At 71.7% G+C, this 22,839-nt stretch carries 26 protein-coding genes; 12 read left to right on the top strand and 14 right to left on the bottom strand.

Translation table 11 applies throughout. The annotated features are described in order from the left end of the window. Nucleotides 1–29 precede the first annotated feature (29 nt). A complete protein-coding gene (locus ACFYXK_RS17900) occupies nt 30–980 on the bottom strand; it encodes a DeoR/GlpR family DNA-binding transcription regulator (protein ID WP_389411945.1) in 951 nt (316 codons plus the stop codon). Between the two features lie 175 nt (nt 981–1,155). After that, complete coding sequence (locus ACFYXK_RS17895; protein WP_030290802.1) at nt 1,156–2,595, bottom strand: NAD(P)H-quinone dehydrogenase; 1,440 nt, start codon at nt 2,593–2,595, stop codon at nt 1,156–1,158. A gap of 185 nt (nt 2,596–2,780) precedes the next feature. Between ACFYXK_RS17895 and ACFYXK_RS17890 the strand changes: the two genes are divergently transcribed. From ACFYXK_RS17890 to ACFYXK_RS17880, 3 genes are all read left to right on the top strand, one after another. Then, the gene (locus ACFYXK_RS17890) at nt 2,781–3,218 is read left to right on the top strand and encodes a gamma-glutamylcyclotransferase (RefSeq protein WP_053786320.1); all 438 of its coding nucleotides are present in this window, start codon (nt 2,781–2,783) and stop codon (nt 3,216–3,218) included. Nucleotides 3,219–3,357: 139 nt separating this feature from the next. Next, on the top strand, nt 3,358–4,164 hold the full coding sequence (locus tag ACFYXK_RS17885; protein ID WP_053786321.1) for a purine-nucleoside phosphorylase: 807 nt from the start codon (nt 3,358–3,360) through the stop codon (nt 4,162–4,164). A 50-nt stretch (nt 4,165–4,214) separates the two neighbouring features. After that, the gene (locus ACFYXK_RS17880) at nt 4,215–5,861 is read left to right on the top strand and encodes a phospho-sugar mutase (RefSeq protein WP_389411944.1); all 1,647 of its coding nucleotides are present in this window, start codon (nt 4,215–4,217) and stop codon (nt 5,859–5,861) included. Between the two features lie 672 nt (nt 5,862–6,533). Here ACFYXK_RS17880 and ACFYXK_RS17875 read toward each other — a convergent pair. Both ACFYXK_RS17875 and ACFYXK_RS17870 read right to left on the bottom strand, forming a co-directional pair. After that, a complete protein-coding gene (locus ACFYXK_RS17875; protein ID WP_389411943.1) occupies nt 6,534–7,085 on the bottom strand; it encodes a GNAT family N-acetyltransferase in 552 nt (183 codons plus the stop codon). Continuing rightward, nucleotides 7,082–8,242: a tetratricopeptide repeat protein gene (locus tag ACFYXK_RS17870; protein WP_389411942.1), complete on the bottom strand. Its 1,161-nt coding sequence runs from the start codon at nt 8,240–8,242 to the stop codon at nt 7,082–7,084. The genes ACFYXK_RS17875 and ACFYXK_RS17870 overlap by 4 nt, the downstream gene beginning before the upstream one ends. Nucleotides 8,243–8,512: 270 nt before the next feature. Between ACFYXK_RS17870 and ACFYXK_RS17865 the strand changes: the two genes are divergently transcribed. Together ACFYXK_RS17865 and ACFYXK_RS17860 are read left to right on the top strand one after the other, a co-directional pair. Then, nucleotides 8,513–8,659: a hypothetical protein gene (locus ACFYXK_RS17865; RefSeq protein ID WP_389411941.1), complete on the top strand. Its 147-nt coding sequence runs from the start codon at nt 8,513–8,515 to the stop codon at nt 8,657–8,659. Next, the gene (locus tag ACFYXK_RS17860; RefSeq protein WP_389412122.1) at nt 8,652–8,798 is read left to right on the top strand and encodes a hypothetical protein; all 147 of its coding nucleotides are present in this window, start codon (nt 8,652–8,654) and stop codon (nt 8,796–8,798) included. Before ACFYXK_RS17865 ends, ACFYXK_RS17860 begins: the two co-directional genes overlap by 8 nt. 642 nt (nt 8,799–9,440) lie before the next feature. Here ACFYXK_RS17860 and ACFYXK_RS17855 read toward each other — a convergent pair. Genes ACFYXK_RS17855 through afsQ1 form a run of 3 tightly spaced genes read right to left on the bottom strand, consistent with a single transcriptional unit; the run spans nt 9,441 to nt 12,206 of the window. Further along, nucleotides 9,441–10,064 carry a hypothetical protein gene (locus tag ACFYXK_RS17855; RefSeq protein WP_389411940.1) on the bottom strand — a complete coding sequence of 208 codons (624 nt, stop codon included), beginning with the start codon at nt 10,062–10,064 and terminating at the stop codon, nt 9,441–9,443. Then, a complete protein-coding gene (locus tag ACFYXK_RS17850) occupies nt 10,048–11,475 on the bottom strand; it encodes a sensor histidine kinase (RefSeq protein ID WP_389412114.1) in 1,428 nt (475 codons plus the stop codon). Before ACFYXK_RS17850 ends, ACFYXK_RS17855 begins: the two co-directional genes overlap by 17 nt. 53 nt (nt 11,476–11,528) lie before the next feature. After that, nucleotides 11,529–12,206: a two-component system response regulator AfsQ1 gene (afsQ1, locus tag ACFYXK_RS17845; protein ID WP_362879846.1), complete on the bottom strand. Its 678-nt coding sequence runs from the start codon at nt 12,204–12,206 to the stop codon at nt 11,529–11,531. A gap of 178 nt (nt 12,207–12,384) precedes the next feature. Here afsQ1 and ACFYXK_RS17840 point away from each other — a divergent pair, with 178 nt between their 5' ends. Next, nucleotides 12,385–13,089 carry a SigE family RNA polymerase sigma factor gene (locus ACFYXK_RS17840; RefSeq protein WP_030290788.1) on the top strand — a complete coding sequence of 235 codons (705 nt, stop codon included), beginning with the start codon at nt 12,385–12,387 and terminating at the stop codon, nt 13,087–13,089. Between the two features lie 140 nt (nt 13,090–13,229). Here ACFYXK_RS17840 and ACFYXK_RS17835 read toward each other — a convergent pair whose 3' ends face one another. Further along, complete coding sequence (locus ACFYXK_RS17835; protein WP_389412113.1) at nt 13,230–13,928, bottom strand: uridine kinase; 699 nt, start codon at nt 13,926–13,928, stop codon at nt 13,230–13,232. 54 nt (nt 13,929–13,982) lie between these two features. On the opposite strand from ACFYXK_RS17835, the gene ACFYXK_RS17830 reads away from it, so the two are divergent. Then, nucleotides 13,983–14,327 carry a hypothetical protein gene (locus ACFYXK_RS17830; RefSeq protein ID WP_389411939.1) on the top strand — a complete coding sequence of 115 codons (345 nt, stop codon included), beginning with the start codon at nt 13,983–13,985 and terminating at the stop codon, nt 14,325–14,327. A gap of 75 nt (nt 14,328–14,402) precedes the next feature. Here ACFYXK_RS17830 and ACFYXK_RS17825 read toward each other — a convergent pair whose 3' ends face one another. From ACFYXK_RS17825 to deoC, 3 genes are read right to left on the bottom strand one after another with little or no spacing between them, the layout of a single operon-like run. Continuing rightward, the gene (locus ACFYXK_RS17825; protein ID WP_389411938.1) at nt 14,403–15,296 is read right to left on the bottom strand and encodes an aldehyde dehydrogenase family protein; all 894 of its coding nucleotides are present in this window, start codon (nt 15,294–15,296) and stop codon (nt 14,403–14,405) included. Continuing rightward, nucleotides 15,289–16,725 carry an aldehyde dehydrogenase family protein gene (locus ACFYXK_RS17820; protein WP_389411937.1) on the bottom strand — a complete coding sequence of 479 codons (1,437 nt, stop codon included), beginning with the start codon at nt 16,723–16,725 and terminating at the stop codon, nt 15,289–15,291. Before ACFYXK_RS17820 ends, ACFYXK_RS17825 begins: the two co-directional genes overlap by 8 nt. Nucleotides 16,726–16,730: 5 nt before the next feature. Next, nucleotides 16,731–17,693: a deoxyribose-phosphate aldolase gene (gene deoC / locus ACFYXK_RS17815; protein WP_389411936.1), complete on the bottom strand. Its 963-nt coding sequence runs from the start codon at nt 17,691–17,693 to the stop codon at nt 16,731–16,733. A gap of 307 nt (nt 17,694–18,000) precedes the next feature. On the opposite strand from deoC, the gene ACFYXK_RS17810 reads away from it, so the two are divergent. The 3 genes from ACFYXK_RS17810 to ACFYXK_RS17800 all read left to right on the top strand — a co-directional run bounded on the left by ACFYXK_RS17810 (nt 18,001) and on the right by ACFYXK_RS17800 (nt 20,380). After that, complete coding sequence (locus ACFYXK_RS17810) at nt 18,001–18,984, top strand: hypothetical protein (protein ID WP_389411935.1); 984 nt, start codon at nt 18,001–18,003, stop codon at nt 18,982–18,984. Between the two features lie 93 nt (nt 18,985–19,077). Beyond that, nucleotides 19,078–19,713: a class F sortase gene (locus tag ACFYXK_RS17805; RefSeq protein ID WP_389411934.1), complete on the top strand. Its 636-nt coding sequence runs from the start codon at nt 19,078–19,080 to the stop codon at nt 19,711–19,713. Between the two features lie 25 nt (nt 19,714–19,738). Beyond that, nucleotides 19,739–20,380 (top strand): PH domain-containing protein, encoded by a 642-nt coding sequence (locus ACFYXK_RS17800; RefSeq protein WP_389411933.1) that lies wholly within the window; start codon nt 19,739–19,741, stop codon nt 20,378–20,380. An 8-nt stretch (nt 20,381–20,388) separates the two neighbouring features. Here the strand turns inward: ACFYXK_RS17800 and ACFYXK_RS17795 are convergent, their stop codons facing one another. Continuing rightward, entirely contained in the window at nt 20,389–20,526 is a 138-nt protein-coding gene (locus ACFYXK_RS17795; RefSeq protein WP_389411932.1) for a hypothetical protein, read from the bottom strand. A 176-nt stretch (nt 20,527–20,702) separates the two neighbouring features. On the opposite strand from ACFYXK_RS17795, the gene ACFYXK_RS17790 reads away from it, so the two are divergent. Together ACFYXK_RS17790 and ACFYXK_RS17785 are read left to right on the top strand one after the other, a co-directional pair. Continuing rightward, complete coding sequence (locus ACFYXK_RS17790; RefSeq protein WP_389411931.1) at nt 20,703–21,284, top strand: VanZ family protein; 582 nt, start codon at nt 20,703–20,705, stop codon at nt 21,282–21,284. Between the two features lie 66 nt (nt 21,285–21,350). After that, a complete protein-coding gene (locus ACFYXK_RS17785) occupies nt 21,351–21,551 on the top strand; it encodes a PspC domain-containing protein (RefSeq protein WP_383505412.1) in 201 nt (66 codons plus the stop codon). Nucleotides 21,552–21,566: 15 nt separating this feature from the next. Here the strand turns inward: ACFYXK_RS17785 and ACFYXK_RS17780 are convergent, their stop codons facing one another. Then, nucleotides 21,567–22,343: a hypothetical protein gene (locus tag ACFYXK_RS17780; protein WP_389411930.1), complete on the bottom strand. Its 777-nt coding sequence runs from the start codon at nt 22,341–22,343 to the stop codon at nt 21,567–21,569. Between the two features lie 165 nt (nt 22,344–22,508). Then, nucleotides 22,509–22,781 carry a hypothetical protein gene (locus tag ACFYXK_RS17775; protein ID WP_389411929.1) on the bottom strand — a complete coding sequence of 91 codons (273 nt, stop codon included), beginning with the start codon at nt 22,779–22,781 and terminating at the stop codon, nt 22,509–22,511. Between the last annotated feature and the right edge of the window lie 58 nt (nt 22,782–22,839).

Here is a 22,839-nt window from a genome sequence, read left to right as displayed (position 1 = left end):
GGGGCCGGGAGATCCGGCCCCGCAGGGTTCTACCGTCGCCTCATGTCCGCGACGCGGGGCCGGTCACCGGCGGCCTGCTGCTCGAGCAGCGAGGCAGGCGCGCTGCGCAGCTGGGCCGACGGCCCCCCACGCCTCTGCACCGGCAGCGGGGACTCCCTGCGCGGGCGCCGGGCCACCATCCCCTCACCGCCGGAGGCGACGGCCCCGGCCACGGTGATCTGCACTCCCTGGTCGGCGAGCGCCTGCAGCTCCGTCGCCGCCCGGTCGTCGTGCGGCGGCGGCTCGTCCGTGACCAGACGGGTCATCACGTCCGTCGGCACGGTCTGGAACATGGTGTCGGTCCCGAGCTTCGTGTGATCGGCCAGCACCACCACTTCCGCCGCGGCCTGCACCAGCGCCCGGTCCACGCTCGCGCTGAGCATGTTGGACGTGGACAGCCCGCGCTCGGCGGTCAGGCCGCTCCCGGAGAGGAAGGCCCGCGACACCCGCAGCCCCTGGAGGGACTGCTCGGCACCGCTGCCGACCAGCGCGTAGTTCGAGCCCCGCAGGGTCCCGCCGGTCATGACCACCTCCACCCGGTTCGCGTGGGCCAGGGCCTGCGCGACCAGCAGCGAGTTGGTGACGACGGTCAGTCCGGGCACCCGGGCGAGCCGGCGGGCCAGCTCCTGGGTCGTGGTGCCCGCGCCGACGACGACGGCCTCGCCTTCTTCGACAAGGCCGGCCGCTACGTCGGCAATGGCGGTCTTCTCCGCCGTCGCGAGATGGGACTTTTGCGGAAACCCGGACTCCCGCGTGAAACCGCCCGGCAAAACCGCACCGCCATGTCGGCGGTCGAGGAGTCCTTCTGCCTCCAGCGCCCGCACGTCCCGCCGTACGGTCACTTCGGAGGTCTGGACGACGCGGGCGAGCTCCCGGAGCGATACCGCTCCGTTGGCCCGCACCATTTCGAGAATCAATTGGCGACGTTCTGCAGCGAACACGAAACTGACAGTAACCCCAACGACCGTCTTGTTTCAGCTCCTTGCGCCGGAATACCGAAGTTGTCCATAAAACAGGGCGACAAGTGGTATACGCGGCGGGACGGCTGAGTGAACGTCACTCCACTCCCCGGCGGCCCGCCCCAAGTCCCCTTGCGACGTGGGGCGGTTGCCGTTCTCACGCCTCGCCGGCGGCCTTCCGCGTGTGCAGCTGGCGCGCCACCTCGGCGATCGATCCCGACAGCGAGGGGTACACCGTGAACGCGTTTGCGATCTGCTCGACGGTCAGGTTGTTGTCGACGGCGATCGAGATCGGGTGGATCAGCTCGCTCGCGCGCGGCGACACGACCACACCGCCCACGACGATCCCGGTGCCGGGACGGCAGAACAGCTTCACGAAGCCGTCCCGGATGCCCTGCATCTTGGCGCGCGGGTTGCGCAGCAGCGGCAGCTTCACGACACGGGCGTCGATCTTGCCGGCGTCCACATCGGCCTGCGTGTAACCGACAGTGGCGATCTCCGGGTCGGTGAACACGTTCGAGGAGACCGTCTTGAGGTTCAGCGGGGCCACGGCGTCGCCGAGGAAGTGGTACATCGCGATGCGGCCCTGCATGGCGGCGACGGAGGCCAGCGCGAAGATGCCCGTCACGTCGCCGGCCGCGTACACGCCGGGCGCGGACGTACGGGAGACCTTGTCGGTCCAGATGTGCCCGGAGTCCTTGAGCCGGACCCCGGACTCCTCCAGGTTCATGTCCTTGGTGTTCGGGATCGCGCCGACCGCCATCAGGCAGTGCGTGCCGGTGATGACGCGGCCGTCGGAGAGCGTGACCTCGACCCGGTCGCCGACCCGCTTGGCGGACTCGGCGCGGGAGCGGCCGATGACGTTCATGCCGCGGCGGCGGAAGACGTCCTCCAGGACGGCGGCCGCGTCCGGGTCCTCACCGGGCAGCACGCGGTCGCGGGAGGAGACCAGGGTCACCCGGGAGCCGAGGGCCTGGTACGCGCCGGCGAACTCGGCGCCGGTGACGCCCGAGCCGACCACGATGAGCTCCTCGGGGAGCTCGTCCAGGTCGTAGACCTGGGTCCAGTTCAGGATCCGCTCGCCGTCGGGCATCGCGTCCGGGATCTCGCGGGGGTGGCCGCCGGTCGCGATCAGCACGGCGTCGGCCGTCAGGATCGTCTCGGTGCCGTCGGCGGCGGTGACGATGACGTCGCGCGTGCCGTCGATCCCCTGCGGGCCGCCGAGCTTGCCGCGGCCCCGCACGACACGGGCGCCGGCCCGGGTGACGGAGGCGGTGATGTCGTGCGACTGGGCGAGCGCGAGGCGCTTGACGCGCCGGTTCACCTTGCCGAGGTCGACGCCGACGACGCGCGCGGCCTGCTCGATGTGCGGGGTGTCGTCGGCGACGACGATGCCGAGCTCCTCGTACGACGAGTCGAAGGTCGTCATGACCTCGGCGGTCGCGATGAGGGTCTTGGAGGGTACGCAGTCGGTGAGGACGGACGCGCCACCGAGGCCGTCGCAGTCGACGACGGTCACCTCCGCGCCGAGCTGGGCCCCCACGAGGGCCGCCTCATACCCGCCGGGTCCGCCGCCGATGATCACGATCCGGGTCACGAAAACTCCGCCTCACGTCTACCCGGCCGGCTGCCGCCCCGGCCGGGGCTTCCGGGGGGTCTCCCCGGGGGATGCATTCCGTGCCCCATTGTCCCGCACGCTTCAAGGTGCTTCTCCCCCGGTCCGGCCATCCGGGCACCATCCGGGCACGCGGCCATCCCCGCCCCTCCCGTACCCTCGACCTCATGTCGCTCTACGCCGCGTACGCCGGCAACCTCGACCCGCGGCTGATGACGCGCCGCGCTCCGCATTCGCCGCTGCGCGGCACGGGCTGGATCAACGACTGGCGGCTGACCTTCGGCGGTGAGCAGATGGGGTGGGAGGGCGCCCTCGCCACGATCGTCGAGGCCCCGCGGCACCAGGTGTTCGTCGCGCTGTACGACATCGCGCCACTGGACGAGGACTCCATGGACCGGTGGGAGGGCGTCGGGCTCGACATCTACCGCCGGATGCGGATCCGCGTCCACACGCTGGACGGCGAGGAGGCGGCGTGGTGCTACGTACTGAACGGATACGAGGGCGGCCTGCCCTCCGCGCGCTACCTCGGTGAGATCGCCGACGCGGCCGAATCGGCCGGCGCGCCGCACGACTACGTGATGGAACTGCGCAAGCGCCCCTGCTGACCCAAGGCCCCCACGGGCCGGGCTGCGCGGGCGGGGCGACGGACAGCGGTCGATTCGGTGGAAACGACAAGGCAACGATCCGAACACCGTGAGCTGCGCCATCTACGCGCGTAGGCAATGCTCGGCTACGCTCGTCTGCGTGAACGCATCTGTTACCGACCCCTTCGCCGACGCCACCGCCGCAGCCGCCCGCCTGCGTGAGCTGACCGGCGCCGAAACCCACGATGTCGCCCTCGTCATGGGCTCCGGCTGGGCCCCCGCCGCAGAGGCGCTGGGCGCCCCCGAGGCCGAGTTCCCCGTCACCGAGCTGCCCGGCTTCCCGCCGCCCGCGGTCGAGGGCCACGGCGGCAAGATCCGCTCGTACAAGATCGGCGACAAGCGCGCGCTGCTCTTCCTCGGCCGGACCCACTACTACGAGGGCCGCGGCGTCGCCGCCGTCGCCCACGGCGTGCGCACCGCCGTCGCCGCCGGCTGCAAGACCGTCGTCCTGACCAACGGCTGCGGCGGTCTGCGCGAGGGCATGAAGCCCGGCCAGCCCGTCCTGATCAGCGACCACCTCAACCTGACGGCCGCCTCGCCGATCGTCGGCGCGAACTTCGTGGACCTGACCGACCTGTACTCGCCGCGCCTGCGCGCGATGTGCAAGGAGATCGACGAGACCCTCGAAGAGGGCGTCTACGTCCAGTTCCCCGGCCCGCACTACGAGACCCCGGCCGAGATCAACATGATCCGCGTCATGGGCGCCGACCTGGTCGGCATGTCCACCGTGCTGGAGGCCATCGCCGCCCGTGAGGCCGGCGCCGAGGTGCTCGGCATCTCCCTGGTCACCAACCTGGCGGCGGGCCTGTCCGGCGAGCCGCTGAACCACGAAGAGGTGCTCCAGGCCGGCCGTGACTCGGCCGCGCGCATGGGCAAGCTGCTGACCCAGGTCCTCGCCCGCATCTGAGGCATCGGCACCGTACGAGAAAAGACCGTACGAGAGACAAGGCGGAAGTAGTGCAGGAACAGGACGACCTGATCACCCGGGCCCGGGCCTGGCTGGCGGAGGACCCGGACCCGGAGACGGCGGCGGAGCTCGCCGCGATCATCGAGGCCGGGGACGTCACCGAGCTCGCGGACCGGTTCTCCGGCACCCTGCAGTTCGGCACGGCCGGACTGCGCGGCGAGATCGGCGCGGGCCCGATGCGGATGAACCGCTCGGTGGTCATCCGGGCCGCGGCGGGCCTCGCGGCCTACCTGAAGGCCCAGGGCCACGCCGGCGGCCTGGTCGTCGTCGGCTACGACGCGCGGTACAAGTCCGCGGACTTCGCCCGCGACACCGCCGCCGTGATGACCGGCGCGGGCCTGCGCGCGGCCGTCCTGCCCCGCCCGCTGCCGACGCCCGTCCTCGCGTACGCCATACGGCACCTGGGTGCCGTCGCCGGCGTCGAGGTGACCGCGAGCCACAACCCGCCCCGGGACAACGGCTACAAGGTCTACCTCGGCGACGGCTCGCAGATCGTCTCCCCCGCGGACACGGAGATCGCCGCGGAGATCGAGCGCGTGGAGACCCTCGCCTCGGTCCCCCGCCCGGAATCCGGCTGGGACGACCTCGGCGACGAGGTCCTGGAGGCCTACCTGGCCCGTACGGACGCCGTCCTGACCCCCGGCTCCCCCCGGGGCGTGCGGACCGTCTACACGGCCATGCACGGCGTCGGCAAGGACGTCGTCCTGGCCGCGTTCGCCCGCGCCGGCTTCCCGGCCCCGGTCCTGGTGGCCGAGCAGGCGGAGCCGGACCCGGCCTTCCCGACGGTGGCCTTCCCGAACCCGGAGGAGCCGGGCGCGATGGACCTGGCCTTCGCGACGGCCGCCCGGGTGAACCCGGACATCGTCATCGCGAACGACCCGGACGCGGACCGCTGCGCGGTGGCCGTCCCCACCGCGGACGGCTGGCGCATGCTCCGCGGCGACGAGGTCGGCGCGCTGCTCGCCGCCCACCTGGTCCACAAGGGCGCGCAGGGCGTCTTCGCGGAGTCGATCGTGTCGTCCTCGCTCCTGGGCAGGATCGCGGAGGCTGCGGGCGTCGGCTACGAGGAGACCCTCACCGGCTTCAAGTGGATCGCCCGCGTGGAGGGCCTGCGCTACGGCTACGAGGAGGCGCTCGGCTACTGCGTGGACCCCGAGGGCGTCCGCGACAAGGACGGCGTCACCGCCGCCCTGCTGGTGGCGGAGCTGGCCTCGGAGCTCAAGGAGCAGGGCCGCACGCTGAGCGACCTGCTGGACGACCTGGCGATGGAGCACGGCCTGCACGCCACCGACCAGCTGTCGGTCCGCGTCTCGGACCTGTCGGTCATCGCCTCGGCGATGGCTGCACTGCGGGCGGAGCCGCCGGTGTCGCTGGCCGGCCTGCGGGTCTCCTCGGCGGAGGACCTGAACCGGGGCACGGCGACGCTGCCGCCCACGGACGGCCTGCGCTACCACCTGGAGGGCGACTACAAGGCCCGGGTGATCGTGCGGCCGTCGGGCACGGAGCCGAAGCTGAAGTGCTACCTGGAGGTCGTGGTCCCGGTGGCGGACGCCGCGGACCTCGCGCCGGCCCGCACCCGCGGCCAGGAGATCCTGGACGCGATCAAGAAGGACCTGGCAGTGGCCATGGGCATCTGATCCCTCACCCGCCACTCCCACGGCCCGGCCCCCTCAGCTCCCCCTGAGGGGGCCGTCGGCGTTGGGGGGCGGGGGGACGTCGCTTGGTCGCTTGCGGCGCGGGCCGGCCGTCTCCCCTCGAGGTGCCGGGGCGGGCCGGGGGCGGGGTGGCCCCCGGGGCGGGGGCGGGGCGGGGTCGGGGCGGGGAGCGGCATCCCCCCGGCCATCCCGCCGGGCCGCCTCGGAGCGGGTTCGGGGGTTTCCCGTCAGTCCCATCGTCCTTCCGGTGCGCGCCGGCCCGTCAAGGGCGCTCCTGCGTCGCGTCGCTCCGCGATCGCCTTCGGCGACCCTTGACCGGCCGGCCCTCCCCGGAAAGACAAGGACTGCCGGGAAGCCCCCGAAGGAACGGCACGGTCCATCGTCGGAGGAGCGGCCGTGTCAGAGACCAGACGGGCGACCGGGCCCCGGCCTGCCGGGCATCCGGGCCTTCGGAGACGGATGTCCGGTGCCAGGGGCCCGGCCACCCCCACCTGACGACGTCCAGATCGGCCCAGGGAGCCTCCAGGCGCACCAGATCGCTACGCGCTCCCCACGACACGGCGCCCGCCCGCCGTCTGTGGCTGATACCCGCACCGAAAGAGGACATAGAGGGCTATGTGGGAGGGCTGAGCGCGTCAGATCGCTGCGCGCCTTTCAGCCGAGGTCGAGCAGCATCACGTCGTGCAGGGGTGCCCCAGCCCACGGGTGTGCATCACCCACCTTGCGGTAGCCCCATGCCCGATACGCGGCCACGGCCGCTCTGCTGTCCGGGTGGACGTTGAGCAGGACCCGTTCGGCGTCGACGGCGGCGAGCAGGGTTTCGTGCAGGCTGCGGGCGACGCCCTGTCGACGCCAGGCGGCGCGCACGGCGAGTTCCATCAGGCCGAAGGTTCGGTGGCCGTCCTCGCGGCGCATCTCTTCGGGCACCAGCTCAGTCAGCTGGTCCCACCAACCCGTCTGCGGGCTGAGGGCGTACCCGTACGCCATGCCGACCGGCTGGCCGCCTTCAGCTGTTGCCAGGGCTCCGAGGAAAGTGCTCTTGCGCGTCTGGGCCCGGAATCGACGGAAGGCGGCCGACACCGCCGCCTCGGTTTCGGCATAGGGCGGTTCGGCGAACACCTCGGCGTAGACCAGGCGGAAGGCGTCCTGTGCCCTCGCAGCAGCCGGGCCGTCGAGCCGTACGGCGCTGATCTGTGACTGACTCATCCCAGGCCCTCTCGAACGGTCTCGCGAATGCGTGCGACGCAGTCGCGGGCATTCCGGCTGGCGATCCCGGCCGCCGACCTCTGGAAGTCACACATCTTGCGCAGCAAGCGGGGAGAAGCGATCCCACCCCACGTATCCAGTACGCCGTCTACCTCAGCACACGCTTCTTCAACCTCCCCGGCCGCAAGCAGGGCATCGGCGAACCTGACCCGGTAGGAGGCACTGTTCCGGGCCAGACCGCCATCGATGCCGCGCACGGCGGCCCGAAGGAAAGGCACTGCTCGCTGTGGCTGGTTCGCCCTCATGTACATGTCGGCGGTGGCGTAGTCGACTTCGAACGGGCCCACAAACCTGGCCCAGTTGGGCACTTCCTCATCAGAGTCCGCGCGCCCCTGATATTGGACTGCTCGGCTGAGAGCCCGGCGTGCGCTGGGCAGGTCCCCTGAGTGAACCGCCACGTTGGCACTCCGAAGTGCGATCACGAGGTGAACCGTCGCACCGGCCTGCGCCCGAGCCGCCAGACGGTAGGCGTTCTCCACCGCGCTCGCCGCCTCCCACGTCCGATCTGCCTTGATCGCCAGTAGTACGAACGTCTCCAGCACGGAAATCTGAAGGAGAGGGTCGTCCACGAGCTGGGCCGCGGCAAGGGCTTCCGTGCATGCCGACCTGCCCTCGGCAATGCGGCCGCCGTCATAGCCGTACCAAGCCCGATGTCCGTGCAATTCGGCGAGCATCTTTTGCAGTTCGCGCCCGACAGCCGAGGTGTACGACCCGTTGCACAAGGTGCTGGTGATGTCCACCTCGATACGACCGGCCTGGATGCTCGCCGGCACGCTGCCCTTGGTGTGGTCGGTTCGGTAGAGCTCTTCGAGTCGCTCTCGCAGACGCCCGAGCTCGTACGCACCCGCTCGCGGCCCCGGCGCAGCAGGGATGAGGGCCGCCGCTACGAGGGCGCCCGCGTCTGCGACGAAGGTTCTCCTCTTCACCTTCCCAGAGCCCCCGATCGGCTCTGCCACCGTCACGCGATGCCGTGGAACCTCAAAGCCCATCTCAGCGAGCGGGACACCGAACATCGCCTCCAGAACGGTCTGTTGGCCTGAGTGAGGAAGCGGTGGCGGTGTTTCGTTCTCCCAGCGCCGTAACTGGCGGACGCTCACCGCAGCGGCAATACCGAGCCGGGCTGCCTCCGTAGCGATGCCGAGACGAACGACGCCTGCGTGTATCCCGCGGCCTGGCGTAACGGGACCAGCTTCTTCACCAGCTCGCTCACCATCCGTGCGTCTTCCGTGACGGTTTCAGGGTACGGGCGGCGGGTGGCGGAGAGAGGAAACGTCCGCCTAAATGTCCGCCCTCCCATCGACCGCGGCACCTTCCTGGGCGCGCTGGACTTGGCTCCACGCCACCCCGCGCGAAAGGCAGGAGGATCCATGACCGCGATCCGCGAGCAAGCCGCCCAAGAGGCCCCCTGGCCAAGGTCGGAGGCCAGGACCAGTCCCAGTCAGGAGCTTCTCGACCGTGCGCGGGTCGGCTGGGAGCGCTTCCTCGACAGCTTCGAGGCGGCATCCGATGAGTGAGCAGTACGAGTACGTCCCTCACCGCCTCCTGCACCGCCGTGTCCGAGACATCGCGTCCGGTACCGAAGGCGAGCTGACGGCCGTGGTCAACGAGAACGTGTCGGACACCGGACCCGAGCAGTGGGTGCGGCTGGCCTAGATCCGCGACCCGTCCGGGCTCGAATTCACCACCGCGCTGGGGAACATCGTGTCCGTGGACTACGTCAAGACCCTGGAAGCCTGTCTGAAGCAACGGCGGCCACCGTCCTGACCACGATCAGCCCCGGACGGCCGCCGGACGCCAGCCGTGCGAAGCACGTAGCGATCTGCCGCGCCCGGCGCTCCGCACGAGCTCTGGTCGCCGTTTGGTGCGGGTAAGCCGCTTCCGGCCCTGGATCAGCGGTATATCGGCCCGCTGTCAGGCGCACCTGGCCACGCCGGGCCGTCGGGTCACTGGCGGGGGCGGCGCTGTTGTTCCTGCCCCCTGACCGTGCTTCTGGGGGCTTCCCGGCAGTCTTTGTCGTTCCGGGGCGGGTCGGGCTGTCAAGGGTCGCCGAAGGCGATCGCGGAGCGACGCGACGAAGGAGCGCCCTTGACGGGCCGGCACGGCACGGGGGGACGATGGACTGGCGGGAAACCCCCAGGCTCTCCCCGATGCCGGCCGGCCGGGGCCCCGCTCCCCGCCCGCCCGCGGACATGGCCTCCGCACCCGCCGGTCGGAGGCCGGCGCAGCGGCGCGAAGCCGGGGAGGTCCGCCAGGGCCGAGCCGTGCGAGCGGCGCGTCGAGAAGGAGAGCGGGGCGTCAGGAAGGGGTGGGGGTCGGGCGGACCAACTCGCCCAGGGTGGGGACCGATTCAGGGCGGGAGCGGACCGCCTCCGTGCACTCCCACGCCCGCGGCGGATCCGTGTCCGGCCCGCCGAGCACCACCGGCCCCGGCCCCGCCGACACCGCCTCGCTGCCCGCCAGCGTGCACACCACCTGCGACAGCGCGACCGGCGGCAGGTCCTCCGGCTTGCGGCTGAGCCGGATCGTGCCCGCCGGGTCGCCCGGGCGCGCCGGTGCGACCGTCAGCCCGTCGGGGACCGACGTCGTGAAGCCCGCGTCCCGCTCCTCCGCCGACGGCTCCCGCTCCAGCGCCTCCAGCAGCGCCTCGGCGACCAGCACCACGGGGTCGCGCACCGGCTTCTTCTCGGGCACCGGTACCACCCGCTCCACGCCGACCAGCTGCGATCCGCACACGAGCTCCACCGTGGCCCGGAAGCCCTGTACCCCGGTCTGCGGCTCCGGGGTGTCGCACGACACCCGCGAAGGCGCCGGACCGACGTCCACCGGCACCGTCGTCGCCCTGATCCCGCACCCGGACGCCAGACCCGACACGAGGCCCGACACCAGCAGGAGCACCACCGCCCTACGCGTCCGCGTCACCGGCGATCACCTTCCCCACGTCCATCGGCAGCCGCAGCGTGAACAGCGCGCCGCCCTCAGGCCCGTTGGCGGCGGTGATGTCGCCGCCGTGGATGTGCGCGTTCTCCACGGCGATCGACAGGCCCAGCCCGCTCCCGTCCGACTTGGGCCGCGAGGCGCTCGCCTTGTAGAACCGGTCGAATACGTGTGGCAGCACCTCCTCGGGGATGCCCGGCCCGTTGTCCTGGACCGCGATCACCAGCCACTCGCCCTCGACGACCACCGACACCCGCACCGGCGAACCGCCGTGCTTGAGCGCGTTGCCGATCAGGTTGGCGAGGATGACGTCGAGCCGGCGCGGGTCGAGCCGCGCCACGATGCCGCGCTCGGCGTCGAGTTCGACCGCGTCGAGCCACGCCCGCGCGTCGATGCAGGCCGTGACCTGGTCGGCGACGTCCACGTCGTCCAGGACCAGCTTGGCCGTTCCCGCGTCGAAGCGGGTGACCTCCATCAGGTTCTCCACCAGGATGTTCAGCCGCCGGGTCTCGCTGACCACCAGCGCCACCGCCGGTGCGATCATCGGATCGAGGTCTTCGACCTCCTCCTCCAGCACCTCGGCGACCGCCGTCAACGCCGTCAGCGGAGTGCGCAGTTCGTGCGACATGTCCGCGACGAAGCGCCGGCTGGCCTCCTCCCGGGCGCTCATGTCGGCGACCTTCTTCTCCAGCGCCTCGGCCGTCTTGTTGAACGTGTGCGACAGATCGGCGAGTTCGTCGGTCCCCGACACGTCGAGCCGGTGGTCCAGCTCGCCCTCGCCCAGGCGCCGCGCCGCGTCGCCCAGCCGCTGTACGGGCTTGAGTACGGTCCGGGCCGCGGCCTGCGCCAGCAGCGCCGACCCGAGCAGCGCGAGACCCGTGGCGATGGTCAGCGACCAGCCCAGCGCGTTCAGGTCGTCCCGCTCCTGCGCCAGGGACTTGTACATGTAGCCGGTCGGCCCGCCGCCCACGATCCGCGTCCCGCCGACCAGGTACGGGTTGCCGCGCGGCTTCGTCCGCTGCCAGTACATGTGGTACTCGGAGTCGTTGGCCGCCGTCGCCTTCTGCTGGTCGTTCACCGCGCGCTGCAGCGAGGCCGGTACGTCGTCCAGCCCGAAGGAGTCGGGACCGGCCGCGCCGAACACCTTGCGGCCGCCCCGCTCGTCGACCAGCAGCACGCTGTAGCCGGGGCTGCTGCCCGCCATCAGCTCGGCGGTGCGCTGCATCTCCTCGGGGGTCGGGTCGGCGGGCAGCGCCGCGGCCCGGTTCTGCATCTCCTGGCGGAAGTCACCGAGGGCGGCGTCCTGGGTACGGGTGAGCACCGCCTCGCGGTTGAGCCAGTACGCGATCCCGGACGCGGAGACCGCGGCCACCAGTGCGACCAGGCAGAACACCATCAGGAGCCGCAGCCGCAGGCTGGTCCAGCGCCGGCCCGCGAACAGGGCTTTGATCACTGCGGCGAGTCCAGCCGGTAGCCGACACCACGTACGGTCCGGATGAGGGTGGGCGAGGACGGTACTTCCTCGACCTTGGCGCGCAGCCGCTGGACACAGGCGTCCACGAGCCGGGAGTCGCCGAGGTAGTCGTGCTCCCAGACCAGCCGCAGCAGCTGCTGCCGGGAGAGCGCCTGCCCGGGCCGGCGGCTGAGTTCCAGGAGCAGGCGCAGCTCGGTCGGCGTCAGCTGGAGGTCCTCGCCGTTCTTCGTGACCGTCATCGCGGACCGGTCGATGACCAGGGACCCGAAGACGGCGGAATCGCTGGCCTCCCGTTCCCCGCGGCGCAGCACAGCCCGGATCCGGGCGTCGAGCACCCGGCCCTGGACCGGCTTGACGACGTAGTCGTCGGCGCCGGACTCCAGGCCCACCACCACGTCGATGTCGTCGCTGCGCGCGGTGAGCAGGATGATCGGCAGCTGGTCGGTGCGGCGGATCCGCCGGCACACCTCGAAGCCGTCGATCCCGGGCAGCATCACGTCCAGCACGATCAGGTCCGGCCGCTGCTCGCGCAGCAGTTTCAGGCCGTCCTCGCCCGTCGCCGCGGTGGCCACACGGTGGCCCTGGCGAGACAGGGAGAGTTCGAGGGCCGTGCGGATGGCGTCGTCGTCCTCGATCAGCAACAGGAAAGGCACGGGCTCATTCTGTCCCATCGACCGTTCGGAGTTCGACCGCCGGGTCCAAGGGATCGCACGGAGGTCGCTGTGACAGGCCTGTGACAGTCGGCGGACACCCCGGTTAAGTCGGCCGGGCAGTCTTCTACCAACGAAACCGAGCAGGATCCGAAGCAGACTCCACGACGGGGGGCGCGAGATGAACACGCTGCACAGCACCACCACCAGCGCGGTTGTCACGCGGCTGCACGATGTGAACCGCCGGGCAGGTGTCCGTTCGGTGACGGTCGCCCGTCCGCGGCCGGCGCACACGGTGGCCATCGACGCGAACACGTACCGGCCTTCCGTCCCGGAGAAGCACACGCCCGAGCTCTCCTCCACCTCGGAGGCCGAGTTCACGGCGTACGTCCAGGAGCGGCGGGCCGCCCTGTACGCGACGGCCTTCCACCTGACCGGTGACCGTTACGAGGCCGAGGACCTGCTGCAGAGCGCGCTGTTCTCCACGTACCGCGCCTGGGACCGGATCAGCGACAAGGCGGCCGTCGGCGGGTACCTGCGGCGCACGATGACGAACCTGCACATCAGCGCGTGGCGCCGGCGGAAGCTGAACGAGTACCCGACCGAGGAGCTCCCGGAGACGGCCTCGGACACGGACGCGATGCGGGGCACGGAGCTGCGCGCGGTGCTGTGGCAGGCGCTGGCCCGCATCCCGGAGCCGCAGCGCACGATGCTGGTGCTGCGGTACTACGAGGGCCGCACGGACCCGGAGATCGCGGAGATCCTGGGGATCAGCGTCGGCACCGTGAAGTCGAGCATCTGGCGGTCGCTGCGGCGCCTGCGGGACGACGAGGTGCTGAGCTTCGGCCGCGACGAGGCGGAGTCCTTCGAGGAGCTCGTCGCGTAACGCGGCACACCACAGACCATGGGCCAGGGGGCCCGTCCTACGGGGGTGGGACGGGGGCCTGCGGGGGGAGAGGGCGGGATCAGGCGGCCGGGGGTCCGCATGATCCCGCCTTCTCGTATGTCCGGCTCGTATGTCCGGCCCTACGCCGGTGCGGCCGCGCGGTGGCGGCCTGCTGCGCAGGCGGCCAGGCGGCCGAGGGCCTCGTCACGGCCGCAGGCGTAGGCGCCGAGGGCGGTGTGCCGGGCCACGATGCCCCGCTCCGCCCGCATCAGCCGCCATCCCCTGCGCAGCAGGAACGGCAGCGACTTGCGGCCCTCGCGCAGGTCCCGCATCAGCCTGCGCCGGAACGTCGTCGACGGCCGCCCGCGCAGGCAGATGGCGTCCGCCAGCAGCCCCAGCTCCTGGCACCGGGCCACGATGTCCGCCGCGAAGATCCCCTCCGCGATGAAGAGCGGGGTGCGGGAGATGTCCAGCGTCTCGGTACCCGTACGGGAGGACGTGGCGATGGAGTACACCGGCACCTCGGTACGGCCCGACGCGCAGAGTTCCACGATCGCGGCGAGCGCCACGTCCGCGTCCCAGGACTGCGGGGAGTCCCAGTCGATGTCGGAGCTGCCCTCGACCAGCGGGAGGGTCGGGTCGTCGGCCTCCTTGTAGAAGTCGTCCAGGCGCAGCACCGGCAGCCCGGAACGGGCAGCCAACCTGGACTTGCCGGAGCCCGAAGGCCCGGTCAACAGGACGACACGCGTAGGCAAAGGAGAGGAAGAGCTCACGGGACACCAGTCTGAACCATTCCCCCGCGCAGGGGATGCCTCCGGTGGCCGGTTGGTATCCAGGATCACACCTCAACTACGCTGCGTGCGCACGCGACTACGACCTCAGGCGGGATCCCCATGGCACGTCACGCAGCCCCGAGCAGCTCCACGCTGCGCTCCGCAGGCCTCACGCTCTCCATGGCCGGTGCGGCCCTGGCGATGGCCGCCGGCGGCGCCCAGGCCGGTGAACTCTCGGTCCCGGCGGCCCTCGCCGGGGTCGCCGACCCCATCTCGAACCTCAAGGTGAACCCCCTCGCGCACACCGGCGTGGACCCGCTCGACAACGGCGTGGCCACCAAGGTCGCCGACTTCCCGGCGGTCGGCACCACGATGGTCACGGGGATCCTGACGCAGGGGCCGTCCATCGGCGAGCTGCCCGAGGCGGCCGCGTCCTCGCTGCTCGGGCCGCTGCTGCCTAAGTAAGCCGCAGGCGCCGGGCACGAAGAGGCCCCGGCAGCGCGGGGGACGCTGCCGGGGCCGGCTCCGGTGGGGGTTGCCTCAGTACGAGGATCCGCCCGAGCCCAGCGAACCCGTGGGGTGCCAGACCGTCTTCGTCTCCAGGAACGCCGTCATGCGCGACGTGCCCGGGTCGGCGCTCCAGTCGTCCACAGGCTGTGGACGAAGGACGCGCTTGAGGTTGTCCGCCGCCGCGATCTCCAGCTCCTTGGCCAGCGCCGTGTCGGCACCCGCCAGGTCGATCGCGTTGACGTCCTGGTGGGACGCCAGGTGCGGGCCCATCTCGCCGGCCTTGCCGGACAGGATGTTGACGACGCCGCCCGGCAGGTCGGAGGTGGCCAGCACCTCGCCCAGGGAGAGGGCCGGAAGCGGCGCCTTCTCGCTCGCGATCACGACCGCCGTGTTGCCCGTCGCGATCACCGGGGCGATCACGCAGACCAGGCCCAGGAAGGACGAGTCCTGCGGGGCCACGACCGTGACGACACCGGTCGGCTCCGGGGTGGAGAGGTTGAAGAACGGGCCCGCGACCGGGTTGGCCCCGCCCACGATCTGGCCGATCTTGTCGGTCCAGCCCGCGTACCAGACCCAGCGGTCGATGGCCGCGTCGACGACTGCGGCCGCCTTCGACTTGGACAGGCCCTCGGCCTCGCCGACCTCGCGGACGAACTGCTCCCGGCGGCCCTCCAGCATCTCGGCGATGCGGTAGAGGATCTGGCCGCGGTTGTACGCGGTCGCGCCCGACCAGCCGCCGAAGGCCTTGCGGGCCGCGACGACCGCGTCACGCGCGTCCTTGCGGGAGGACAGCGGGGCGTTGGCCAGCCACTTGCCCTTGGAGTCCGTCACTTCGTACACCCGGCCGCTCTCGGAGCGGGGGAACTTGCCCCCGACGTACAGCTTGTAGGTCTTGAAGACGTTCAGACGGGTCGACTCAGACATCGAGGTAGCCCTCCAGGCCGTGGCGGCCGCCCTCGCGGCCGAAGCCCGACTCCTTGTAGCCGCCGAAGGGCGAGGTCGGGTCGAACTTGTTGAACGTGTTGGCCCAGACGACGCCCGCGCGGAGCTTGTTCGCGACCGCGAGGATGCGCGAGCCCTTCTCCGTCCAGATGCCGGCGGACAGGCCGTACTGGCTGTTGTTGGCCTTGGCGACGGCCTCGTCCGGCGTGCGGAAGGTCAGCACGGACAGCACCGGGCCGAAGATCTCGTCGCGGGCGACGGTGTGCGCCTGGGTGACGTTCGTGAAGAGCGTCGGGGCGAACCAGTAGCCGGAGGACGGCAGCTCGCACGCCGGGGACCAGCGCTCGGCGCCCTCGGCCTCGCCGGTCTCCGCGAGTGCGGTGATCCGGGCCAGCTGCTCGGCGGAGTTGATCGCGCCGATGTCGGTGTTCTTGTCGAGCGGGTCGCCCAGGCGCAGCGTGGAGAGGCGGCGCTTGAGGGAGTCCAGCAGCTCGTCGTGGATCGACTCCTGGACCAGCAGGCGCGAGCCCGCGCAGCAGACCTGGCCCTGGTTGAAGAAGATGCCGTTGACGATGCCCTCGACGGCCTGGTCGATGGGGGCGTCGTCGAAGACGATGTTGGCGCCCTTGCCGCCCAGCTCCAGGGTGACCTTCTTGTCCGTACCGGCGATCTGGCGGGCGATGGCCTTGCCGACCGCGGTCGAGCCGGTGAAGGCGACCTTGTTGACGTCCGGGTGCTCGACGAGGGCCGCGCCCGCGTCGCCGTAACCCGTGAGGATGTTGACGACGCCCTTGGGCAGGCCCGCCTGGCGGCAGATGTCCGCGAAGAACAGCGCCGAGAGCGGGGTCGTCTCGGCGGGCTTGAGGACGACGGTGTTGCCGGCGGCGAGCGCCGGGGCGATCTTCCACGCCAGCATCAGCAGCGGGAAGTTCCACGGGATGACCTGGCCGGCGACGCCCAGCGGGCGCGGGTTCGGCCCGTAGCCGGCGTGGTCGAGCTTGTCGGCCCAGCCCGCGTAGTAGAAGAAGTGCGCGGCGACGAGCGGGAGGTCCGCGTCGCGGGTCTCCTTGATCGGCTTGCCGTTGTCCAGGGTCTCCAGGACGGCCAGCTCGCGGCTGCGCTCCTGGATGATCCGGGCGATGCGGAAGAGGTACTTGGCGCGCTCGGAGCCGGGCAGCGCGGACCAGGTCGCGAACGCCTTGCGGGCGGCCTTGACGGCGCGGTCGACGTCGGCGGCGCCGGCCTGGGCGACCTCGGAGAGGACCTCCTCGGACGACGGCGAGACGGTCTTGAAGACCTTGCCGTCGGCGGCGTCGGTGAACTCACCGTCGATGAAGAGCCCGTACGAGGGGGCGATGTCGACGACCGAGCGGGACTCGGGAGCCGGTGCGTACTCGAATGCAGATGCCATGGTGATCAGTCCACCGTCACGTAGTCGGGACCGGAGTAACGGCCGGTGCTCAGCTTCTGGCGCTGCATCAACAGGTCGTTGAGCAGGCTGGAGGCGCCGAAGCGGAACCAGTGGTTGGTCAGCCAGTCCTCGCCCACGGTCTCGTTGACCAGGACCAGGAACTTGATGGCGTCCTTGGTGGTCCGGATGCCGCCGGCCGGCTTCACGCCGATCTGGATTCCAGTCTGCGCCTTGAAGTCGCGGACGGCCTCGAGCATCAGCAGCGTGTTCGCGGGGGTGGCGTTGACGCCGACCTTGCCGGTGGAGGTCTTGATGAAGTCGGCGCCCGCGAGCATGCCGATCCAGGAGGCCCGGCGGATGTTGTCGTACGTCGACAGCTCGCCGGTCTCGAAGATGACCTTGAGACGGGCGGCGCTGCCGTCGGGGCGTACGCACGCCTCCTTGACGGCCTTGATCAGCTCGTACGTCTCCAGGTAGCGGCCGGCGAGGAAGGCGCCACGGTCGATGACCATGTCGATCTCGTCGGCGCCGGCGGCGACGGCGTCACGGGTGTCCGCGAGCTTGACGGGCAGCGCGGCGCGGCCGGCCGGGAAGGCCGTCGCGACGGAGGCCACCTTGACGTCGGCGCCGTTCAGGGCGGCCTTCGCGGTGGCCACCATGTCGGGGTAGACGCAGACCGCGGCGGTCATGGGAGTCGTGCGGTCGGTCGGGTCGGGGTTGACGGCCTTGGCGGAGAGCGCTCGGACCTTGCCCGGGGTGTCCGCACCCTCAAGCGTGGTCAGGTCGATCATCGAAATGGCCAGGTCAATGGCGTAGGCCTTGGCCGTGGTCTTGATCGAACGGGTACCGAGCGCGGCCGCGCGGGCCTCCAGGCCGACGGCGTCTACGCCGGGCAGCCCGTGCAGGAAGCGGCGCAGCGCGCTGTCGGACGTCGTCACGTCAGCGAATGCGGTGAGGGTGGTGGGCATGGTCACAAGATGAGCATATCTACGCGCGTAGCGGCCTGTCACCCCCCGCGGCCGCACATCTGTGCGGGCTTGGCCACATCCGGGCGCGGCAGGGGTCGGGCAGGGTCCGCGTCTGCGGACCGCTGACCTCCACTTTTGCTGTTACACGGCGAAGACGGGAACCCGATCGTCCGGTCGAACAAGATCCGTAAATTTCTCTTCAGCAGCCCGCCAGACCTCACCGGATCAAAGCTTCGGCAGGAAACCCGTAGAGAAAAGGGGCATGCGGCTCTCCCACCTTCCCGCAACACAGCTTCCAGGAGTCGTTATGCGCACCGCCCTCCGCACCTCGATCGTCACCGCCGCCCTCGCCGGCGCCCTGCTCGCGCCGGCCGCGACGGCACTCGCCGCGCCCGCCCCGCAGCCGGTGCCGTCGACTCAGGCGGCTGTGTCCTCGGACGACAGCAGCCGCTACGAGGGCCGGGCCGTCTACGTCGGCAACGGGATGGTCGCGGTGCTGCGCAACCAGGCCGAGGGCCCGGAGGCCTGGATCCGCTACGTCGGCGACCAGTGGAAGCCGGGCGACAGCTACATGCTCCGCGTCGTGGGCCTGGTCACCCGCGGGCAGACCACCGCGGAGGCGTACGGGGCGTCCTTCGAGCTCACCAAGGCGGAGACGACCGCCCCGGTGCTCGTCGTCACCACGAAGGGCGTCGCCAAGTCCTACCCGCTGCCCGAGGGCAAGGCTGGCCAGGTCTGCTCGGCCGAGAAGACGCAGAACATCGGCGGCGCGATGAACGCCAAGCTGTCCATGTCCCCCGACGGCCCGAAGGCCGAGTTGTGGGCCTCCGGCAAGGACACCGCTTGGCGGATCCTCGACCGCGGCTTCCCGGCGCTGCCGGAGTCGGACGGCATCGTCGCCCGCATCGTGGACCCGAGTGGCGCCAAGCCCGTCTTCGAGTGGAAGACCCAGGGTGGCGGCACCCCGCTCGGCCGGACCTCCTTCCCGGCGCTGCCCAAGGGCTGCAAGCCGAACTACAAGGTCACCGAGGACCAGGCAGCCGCGGGGCCCGCGCCGAAGCCCGAGCCGACCGCCAAGGTCACGGTCAAGCCGGCCGCGGACGTGAAGCCGCAGACGGGCGCGCAGACCGTGGTCGTCCCGCAGGGCGCGGTGGCCGCCGGCGCGGAGATCGCCGCCGAGGACACCGACAACAGCACCACGGTGGCCGCCGGCGCCGGTCTCGTCGCGATCCTGGCCGGGCTCGGCGTGGCCCTGATGGCCCGCTCCCGCCGCGCCCGCAACTGCGGCTGAGCGGCATCCCCGACCCTTCAGGTCCCTCCCCGTTCCTCCTTCCGGCGGGCCACCTCCACGGTGGCCCGCCGGGCCCGTTTCCCGGAGCACCCCATGACCCGCCGCGTCCGCCCCCTGCTCGCCGCCGCCCTCCTCGGCCCGCTCGCCCTCGCCGCCCTGACCGGCTGCGGCGGTGCACCGGCCGCGCCCACGCCCCCGCCGCACATCGCCGCGGCCACCGCGCCCGCGCCCGCTGCTGCGGCGTCCGCCCCGACGACGGCCGCGCCCGTCGCCCCGCTGCCCGCCTCGAAGCCCGTACGGGTGCGCATCCCGGCGGCCGGGGTGGACGCGGGCCCGCTGCTGGCACTGGGCCTGGCCGCCGACGGCACCGTCGAGGTGCCCTCCGTGGCGGACGGGGACCGGATCGGCTGGTACACCAAGGCCGTCACCCCGGGCGAGACCGGCCCGGCCGTGCTGATCGGGCACTTCGACACCGCGCGCGGTCCGGCCGTCCTGCGCAACGTCTCGAAGATCCGCACCGGTGACGAGATCACCGTCTCCCGGGCGGACGGCAGCACCGCCGTCTTCCGGGTGCGCGAGCTGGAACAGGTCGACAAGAAGAGCTTCCCGACCGCCAAGGTGTACGGGAACACCGCCCGCCCCGAGCTGCGGCTGATCACCTGCGGCGGCGAGATCACCGACGGCCACCGCCCCGACAACATCATCGTGTACGCCGATCTCGTGGGCTGAGACGGCTTGAGGCAGAATCGGGCGCATGAGCAGCCAGCAGCCCACTGACGAACCGGTGTACGACGACCGGGTCTACCGTTCCCCGATGGCCGTGGTCACCGGCGTTCTGCTGCTCGCGCTCATCGCGTGGCTGTGCGGGGACGCCATCGTGCGGGGATCGGGGAACGCCCGGTGGTTCGCCACGGCGATCGCCCTGCTGGCCGTACCGCTGACGGTGGCCTTCACCATCCGCCCGGCGGTCTTCGCCAACGACAACCGGATGCGCGTGAGGAACCCGTTCCGGATCATCGAACTGCCCTGGGCGGCCGTGGACGCGGTACGGGCCGGGTACTCGGCGGAGGTGCTGGCCGAGGGGTCGAAGTACCAGCTGTGGTCCGTCCCGGTCTCGCTGCGCGAGCGGAAGAAGGCGAACCGGCAGCAGCTCTCCCGCCGCGGCGGGCTCACGGGCAAGGGACTCGGCTCGCCCGAGGGCGGCGACGCGGCCGCCGCCGTCGAACCGCAGCGGGCCCACGCGGACCAGGTGGTGGACGAGCTGCGGGAGCTGGCCGAGCGCGGCGCCTCGCGGGCCGGCGCCCAGGGCAGCGTGCGCGTGCGCTGGTCGTACGAGGTCATCGCGCCCGCCGTCGCGGGCGCGGTGTTCCTGATCGTCCTCCTCGCCACCCGCTGACGGAACGCCTAAGCGCGGGGGACGCCGAGGCCGGCGAGGGCCGCGGCCAGTGCGCGGCCGCAGAACCCGGCCACGATCGTGTGCAGCGGCCGGCGCACGCCGTTGTTCGCCGCTGTGCGTCGTACGGGGCTGCGTCGTGCGGTCATGGCTGTTCTCCTTCGGCTGCCACCGGTGGGCCGCGCCCACTGTGCGGGGCCGCAGCGCTGCCCGGGGCGGGGTCCTCGCCGACCCGCCGGGGTTTCATCCGATCGGATCGTCATATGCCGCCTGCTCGCCGGATCCGACCGGAACCGCAGCCGCCGGGCGCTGCGTCCTCGCAGGTGTGCAGCGCAATGAGGTCGGCCGCAGTGCCGCCACCGCCATTCACCTCCGGCTCCGACTCCTGGGCGGGGGGCTGCTGGTCGCTCATCTCCTCCTCGTCGGCTGGCTGACCCTGCGGCCCCTGGACGTGCCCTGGGCGGCCGCCGCCAATCTGACCCCGCTGGAGGGGATCCGGGCGGACCTCTCGTACGGACCTCTCGAGGCGGTCCGGCGGATCGGGGAGGGGCTGGCGCTGCTCGCCCCGCTCGGGGTGCTGCTGCCGCTGGTCAACGGGAACCTGGCGCCCTCGCCGCTGGCCGCGTGGTCCTCGCTGGGCCGGACCGCCGCCGCGGGCGCGCTGGTCTCGCTGAGCATCGAGATGCTCCAGAGCGCCGTGCCCGGGCAGGTGGTCGACGTGGACTCGGTCCTGCTGAACGGCCTCGGCGTGGTGCTCGCGCACGTGGCCGTCGTACCGGCGCTGCGTGCGCGGCTGCGGCGCTCGCAGCGTGCGCAGCGCGCCTCTCAGGGCTCTACCCCGAGAATTCCCAGGGTCGGCCTCGGTCCGTGGACCGACGTTCTGTCCGCAGTGCCGCGGGAGTATTGAGGTATCGCGGGAGCCCGCCATTACCGACCGTTCTGGTGGCCCGCAGAGCCCACAGAGGAGAAACCCATGAGCGCCATTGCCCGCCCCCGTGACGGCCGCTGGATCGGCGGCGTCTGCGCCGGACTGGCGCGCCGCTTCGGAATTTCCGCGAATACGATGCGCCTGATATTCGTCGTCTCGTGCCTGCTGCCGGGCCCGCAGTTCCTGATCTACCTGGCGCTGTGGGTGCTCCTGCCCAACGAGAAGTCCGCCTCCACCGCCTGGTAGCACGTCCGGGGCGGTTCAGCCCGCGCTGCGGACCTTCTCCAGCTGCTTGTCCGCCACCTCGTGCGGGACCTGCGCCTTCTGCTGGGCCGCGGCCGCCGCCACGTTGAGGGCCATCAGCCGCACGACGGTGGCGCCCTGGCGTACGACGACCACGTGGACCTGCGCGGAGACGCCCTGGGCAGCGGCGGTCGTGGTCCAGCTGACGCTCTCGTCGCCGGCCGTCTTGTACTCGGCCGGCCGTACGTCGCGGTAGCTGCCGCTCTGCTTCTCGACGGTGGCGGAGAAGCCCGTGCCGCAGGCGGCGACCGCGTCCTTCAGCCGGGCGATCAGCGCCTTGGCGTCGCTCTCGGCGTAGGAGCTGACGGAGGCGGAGACGGCGAGTCCGACCTGCTTCTGGGAGCCGACGCCGCGGTTGACGGTCTCGCGGGCTGCCGGGTCGGGCTTGTCGCCCATGATGTCGGCCAGGGGCTGGCAGGCCTTGCGGTCGGCCTGCGGCTGGCCGTCGGGGGCGTTCGGGTTCTTGCCCTGCGCGGAGACCTGGTAGCCGGGCAGGTCGCCCTGTTCGAGCGCGGAGCGCTCCAGCCTGCTCGCCCCTGCCTTCGGCGCGGCCGAGCCGCTCGGGGCGCCGCCGGGGGACGCGGCGGGGGAGCCTGCGGGGGCGGAGCCCTTCGGGTCGGGGGTCCTGCCGGCCGCGGGGGCGTCCTTGCTGCTGCATCCCACGGCTCCCAGGAGGAGGGCGGGGAGCAGGGCGACGGTGGCCGCTGCGACCGTGACTCGCGTGTTCAAGCGCATGACCGATGACCTCATACCCAGTGCGTCGGCGGGCAGTTGGTGGTGATCGTGGCACACGGCACGACGTGGCACACACCCGATCGAACCGGCGTGCGCCACGTGCGTGCGCGTGCGAAGGATCCGCGGACGGGACGCGGACGGGGACGCGGACGGATCCTGCGGGGATCAGCCGCCCAGCGCGCCACCGATGGGCAGGCCGCCGAGCGTGGGGCCGACCGCGTCGGTGAGCTGGTTGAGGGGCGCGGCCGGGTCGCTGGACTGCTGGCCACCCTGGGGGCTCACCTGCTGCTGGCTCGTGAGCCCCTGGGCGGCGCCGGTGACGGTGCCCAGCGCGTCGGAGAGGCCGATCGCGGAGGCCGAGGCGGAACCGGCGGCGGCGGCGACGAAGGCGGCACCGAGGGCGGCGGCACCGAGGGTCTTGGCAGCTGACTTCTTCATGAAGATTGAGTCCTTGCGACGGGGAATTGAGCGGCTCCGCAAACTAGTCACTTCAAAC

This window comes from Streptomyces sp. NPDC002209 (assembly GCF_042890265.1).
Lineage (GTDB): Bacteria > Actinomycetota > Actinomycetes > Streptomycetales > Streptomycetaceae > Streptomyces.
The sequence above is the reverse complement of the archived record's forward strand: the minus strand, read 5'-3'. Positions and strand labels throughout refer to the sequence as shown.

Bases quoted from the DNA above. Each gene is read 5' to 3' on its own strand.
- ACFYXK_RS17800 (WP_389411933.1), top strand. From the start codon at position 19,739: ATGAGCAGCCAGCAGCCCACTGACGAACCGGTGTACGACGACCGGGTC.
- ACFYXK_RS17830 (WP_389411939.1), top strand. From the start codon at position 13,983: ATGGCACGTCACGCAGCCCCGAGCAGCTCCACGCTGCGCTCCGCAGGC.
- ACFYXK_RS17850 (WP_389412114.1), bottom strand. From the start codon at position 11,475: ATGGTGTTCTGCCTGGTCGCACTGGTGGCCGCGGTCTCCGCGTCCGGG.
- ACFYXK_RS17810 (WP_389411935.1), top strand. From the start codon at position 18,001: ATGCGCACCGCCCTCCGCACCTCGATCGTCACCGCCGCCCTCGCCGGC.
- ACFYXK_RS17780 (WP_389411930.1), bottom strand. From the start codon at position 22,343: ATGCGCTTGAACACGCGAGTCACGGTCGCAGCGGCCACCGTCGCCCTG.
- ACFYXK_RS17890 (WP_053786320.1), top strand. From the start codon at position 2,781: ATGTCGCTCTACGCCGCGTACGCCGGCAACCTCGACCCGCGGCTGATG.
- ACFYXK_RS17875 (WP_389411943.1), bottom strand. From the start codon at position 7,085: ATGAGTCAGTCACAGATCAGCGCCGTACGGCTCGACGGCCCGGCTGCT.
- deoC (WP_389411936.1), bottom strand. From the start codon at position 17,693: ATGCCCACCACCCTCACCGCATTCGCTGACGTGACGACGTCCGACAGC.
- ACFYXK_RS17825 (WP_389411938.1), bottom strand. From the start codon at position 15,296: ATGTCTGAGTCGACCCGTCTGAACGTCTTCAAGACCTACAAGCTGTAC.
- ACFYXK_RS17785 (WP_383505412.1), top strand. From the start codon at position 21,351: ATGAGCGCCATTGCCCGCCCCCGTGACGGCCGCTGGATCGGCGGCGTC.
- ACFYXK_RS17840 (WP_030290788.1), top strand. From the start codon at position 12,385: ATGAACACGCTGCACAGCACCACCACCAGCGCGGTTGTCACGCGGCTG.
- ACFYXK_RS17865 (WP_389411941.1), top strand. From the start codon at position 8,513: ATGACCGCGATCCGCGAGCAAGCCGCCCAAGAGGCCCCCTGGCCAAGG.
- ACFYXK_RS17795 (WP_389411932.1), bottom strand. From the start codon at position 20,526: ATGACCGCACGACGCAGCCCCGTACGACGCACAGCGGCGAACAACGGC.
- ACFYXK_RS17805 (WP_389411934.1), top strand. From the start codon at position 19,078: ATGACCCGCCGCGTCCGCCCCCTGCTCGCCGCCGCCCTCCTCGGCCCG.
- ACFYXK_RS17820 (WP_389411937.1), bottom strand. From the start codon at position 16,725: ATGGCATCTGCATTCGAGTACGCACCGGCTCCCGAGTCCCGCTCGGTC.
- ACFYXK_RS17775 (WP_389411929.1), bottom strand. From the start codon at position 22,781: ATGAAGAAGTCAGCTGCCAAGACCCTCGGTGCCGCCGCCCTCGGTGCC.
- ACFYXK_RS17860 (WP_389412122.1), top strand. From the start codon at position 8,652: ATGAGTGAGCAGTACGAGTACGTCCCTCACCGCCTCCTGCACCGCCGT.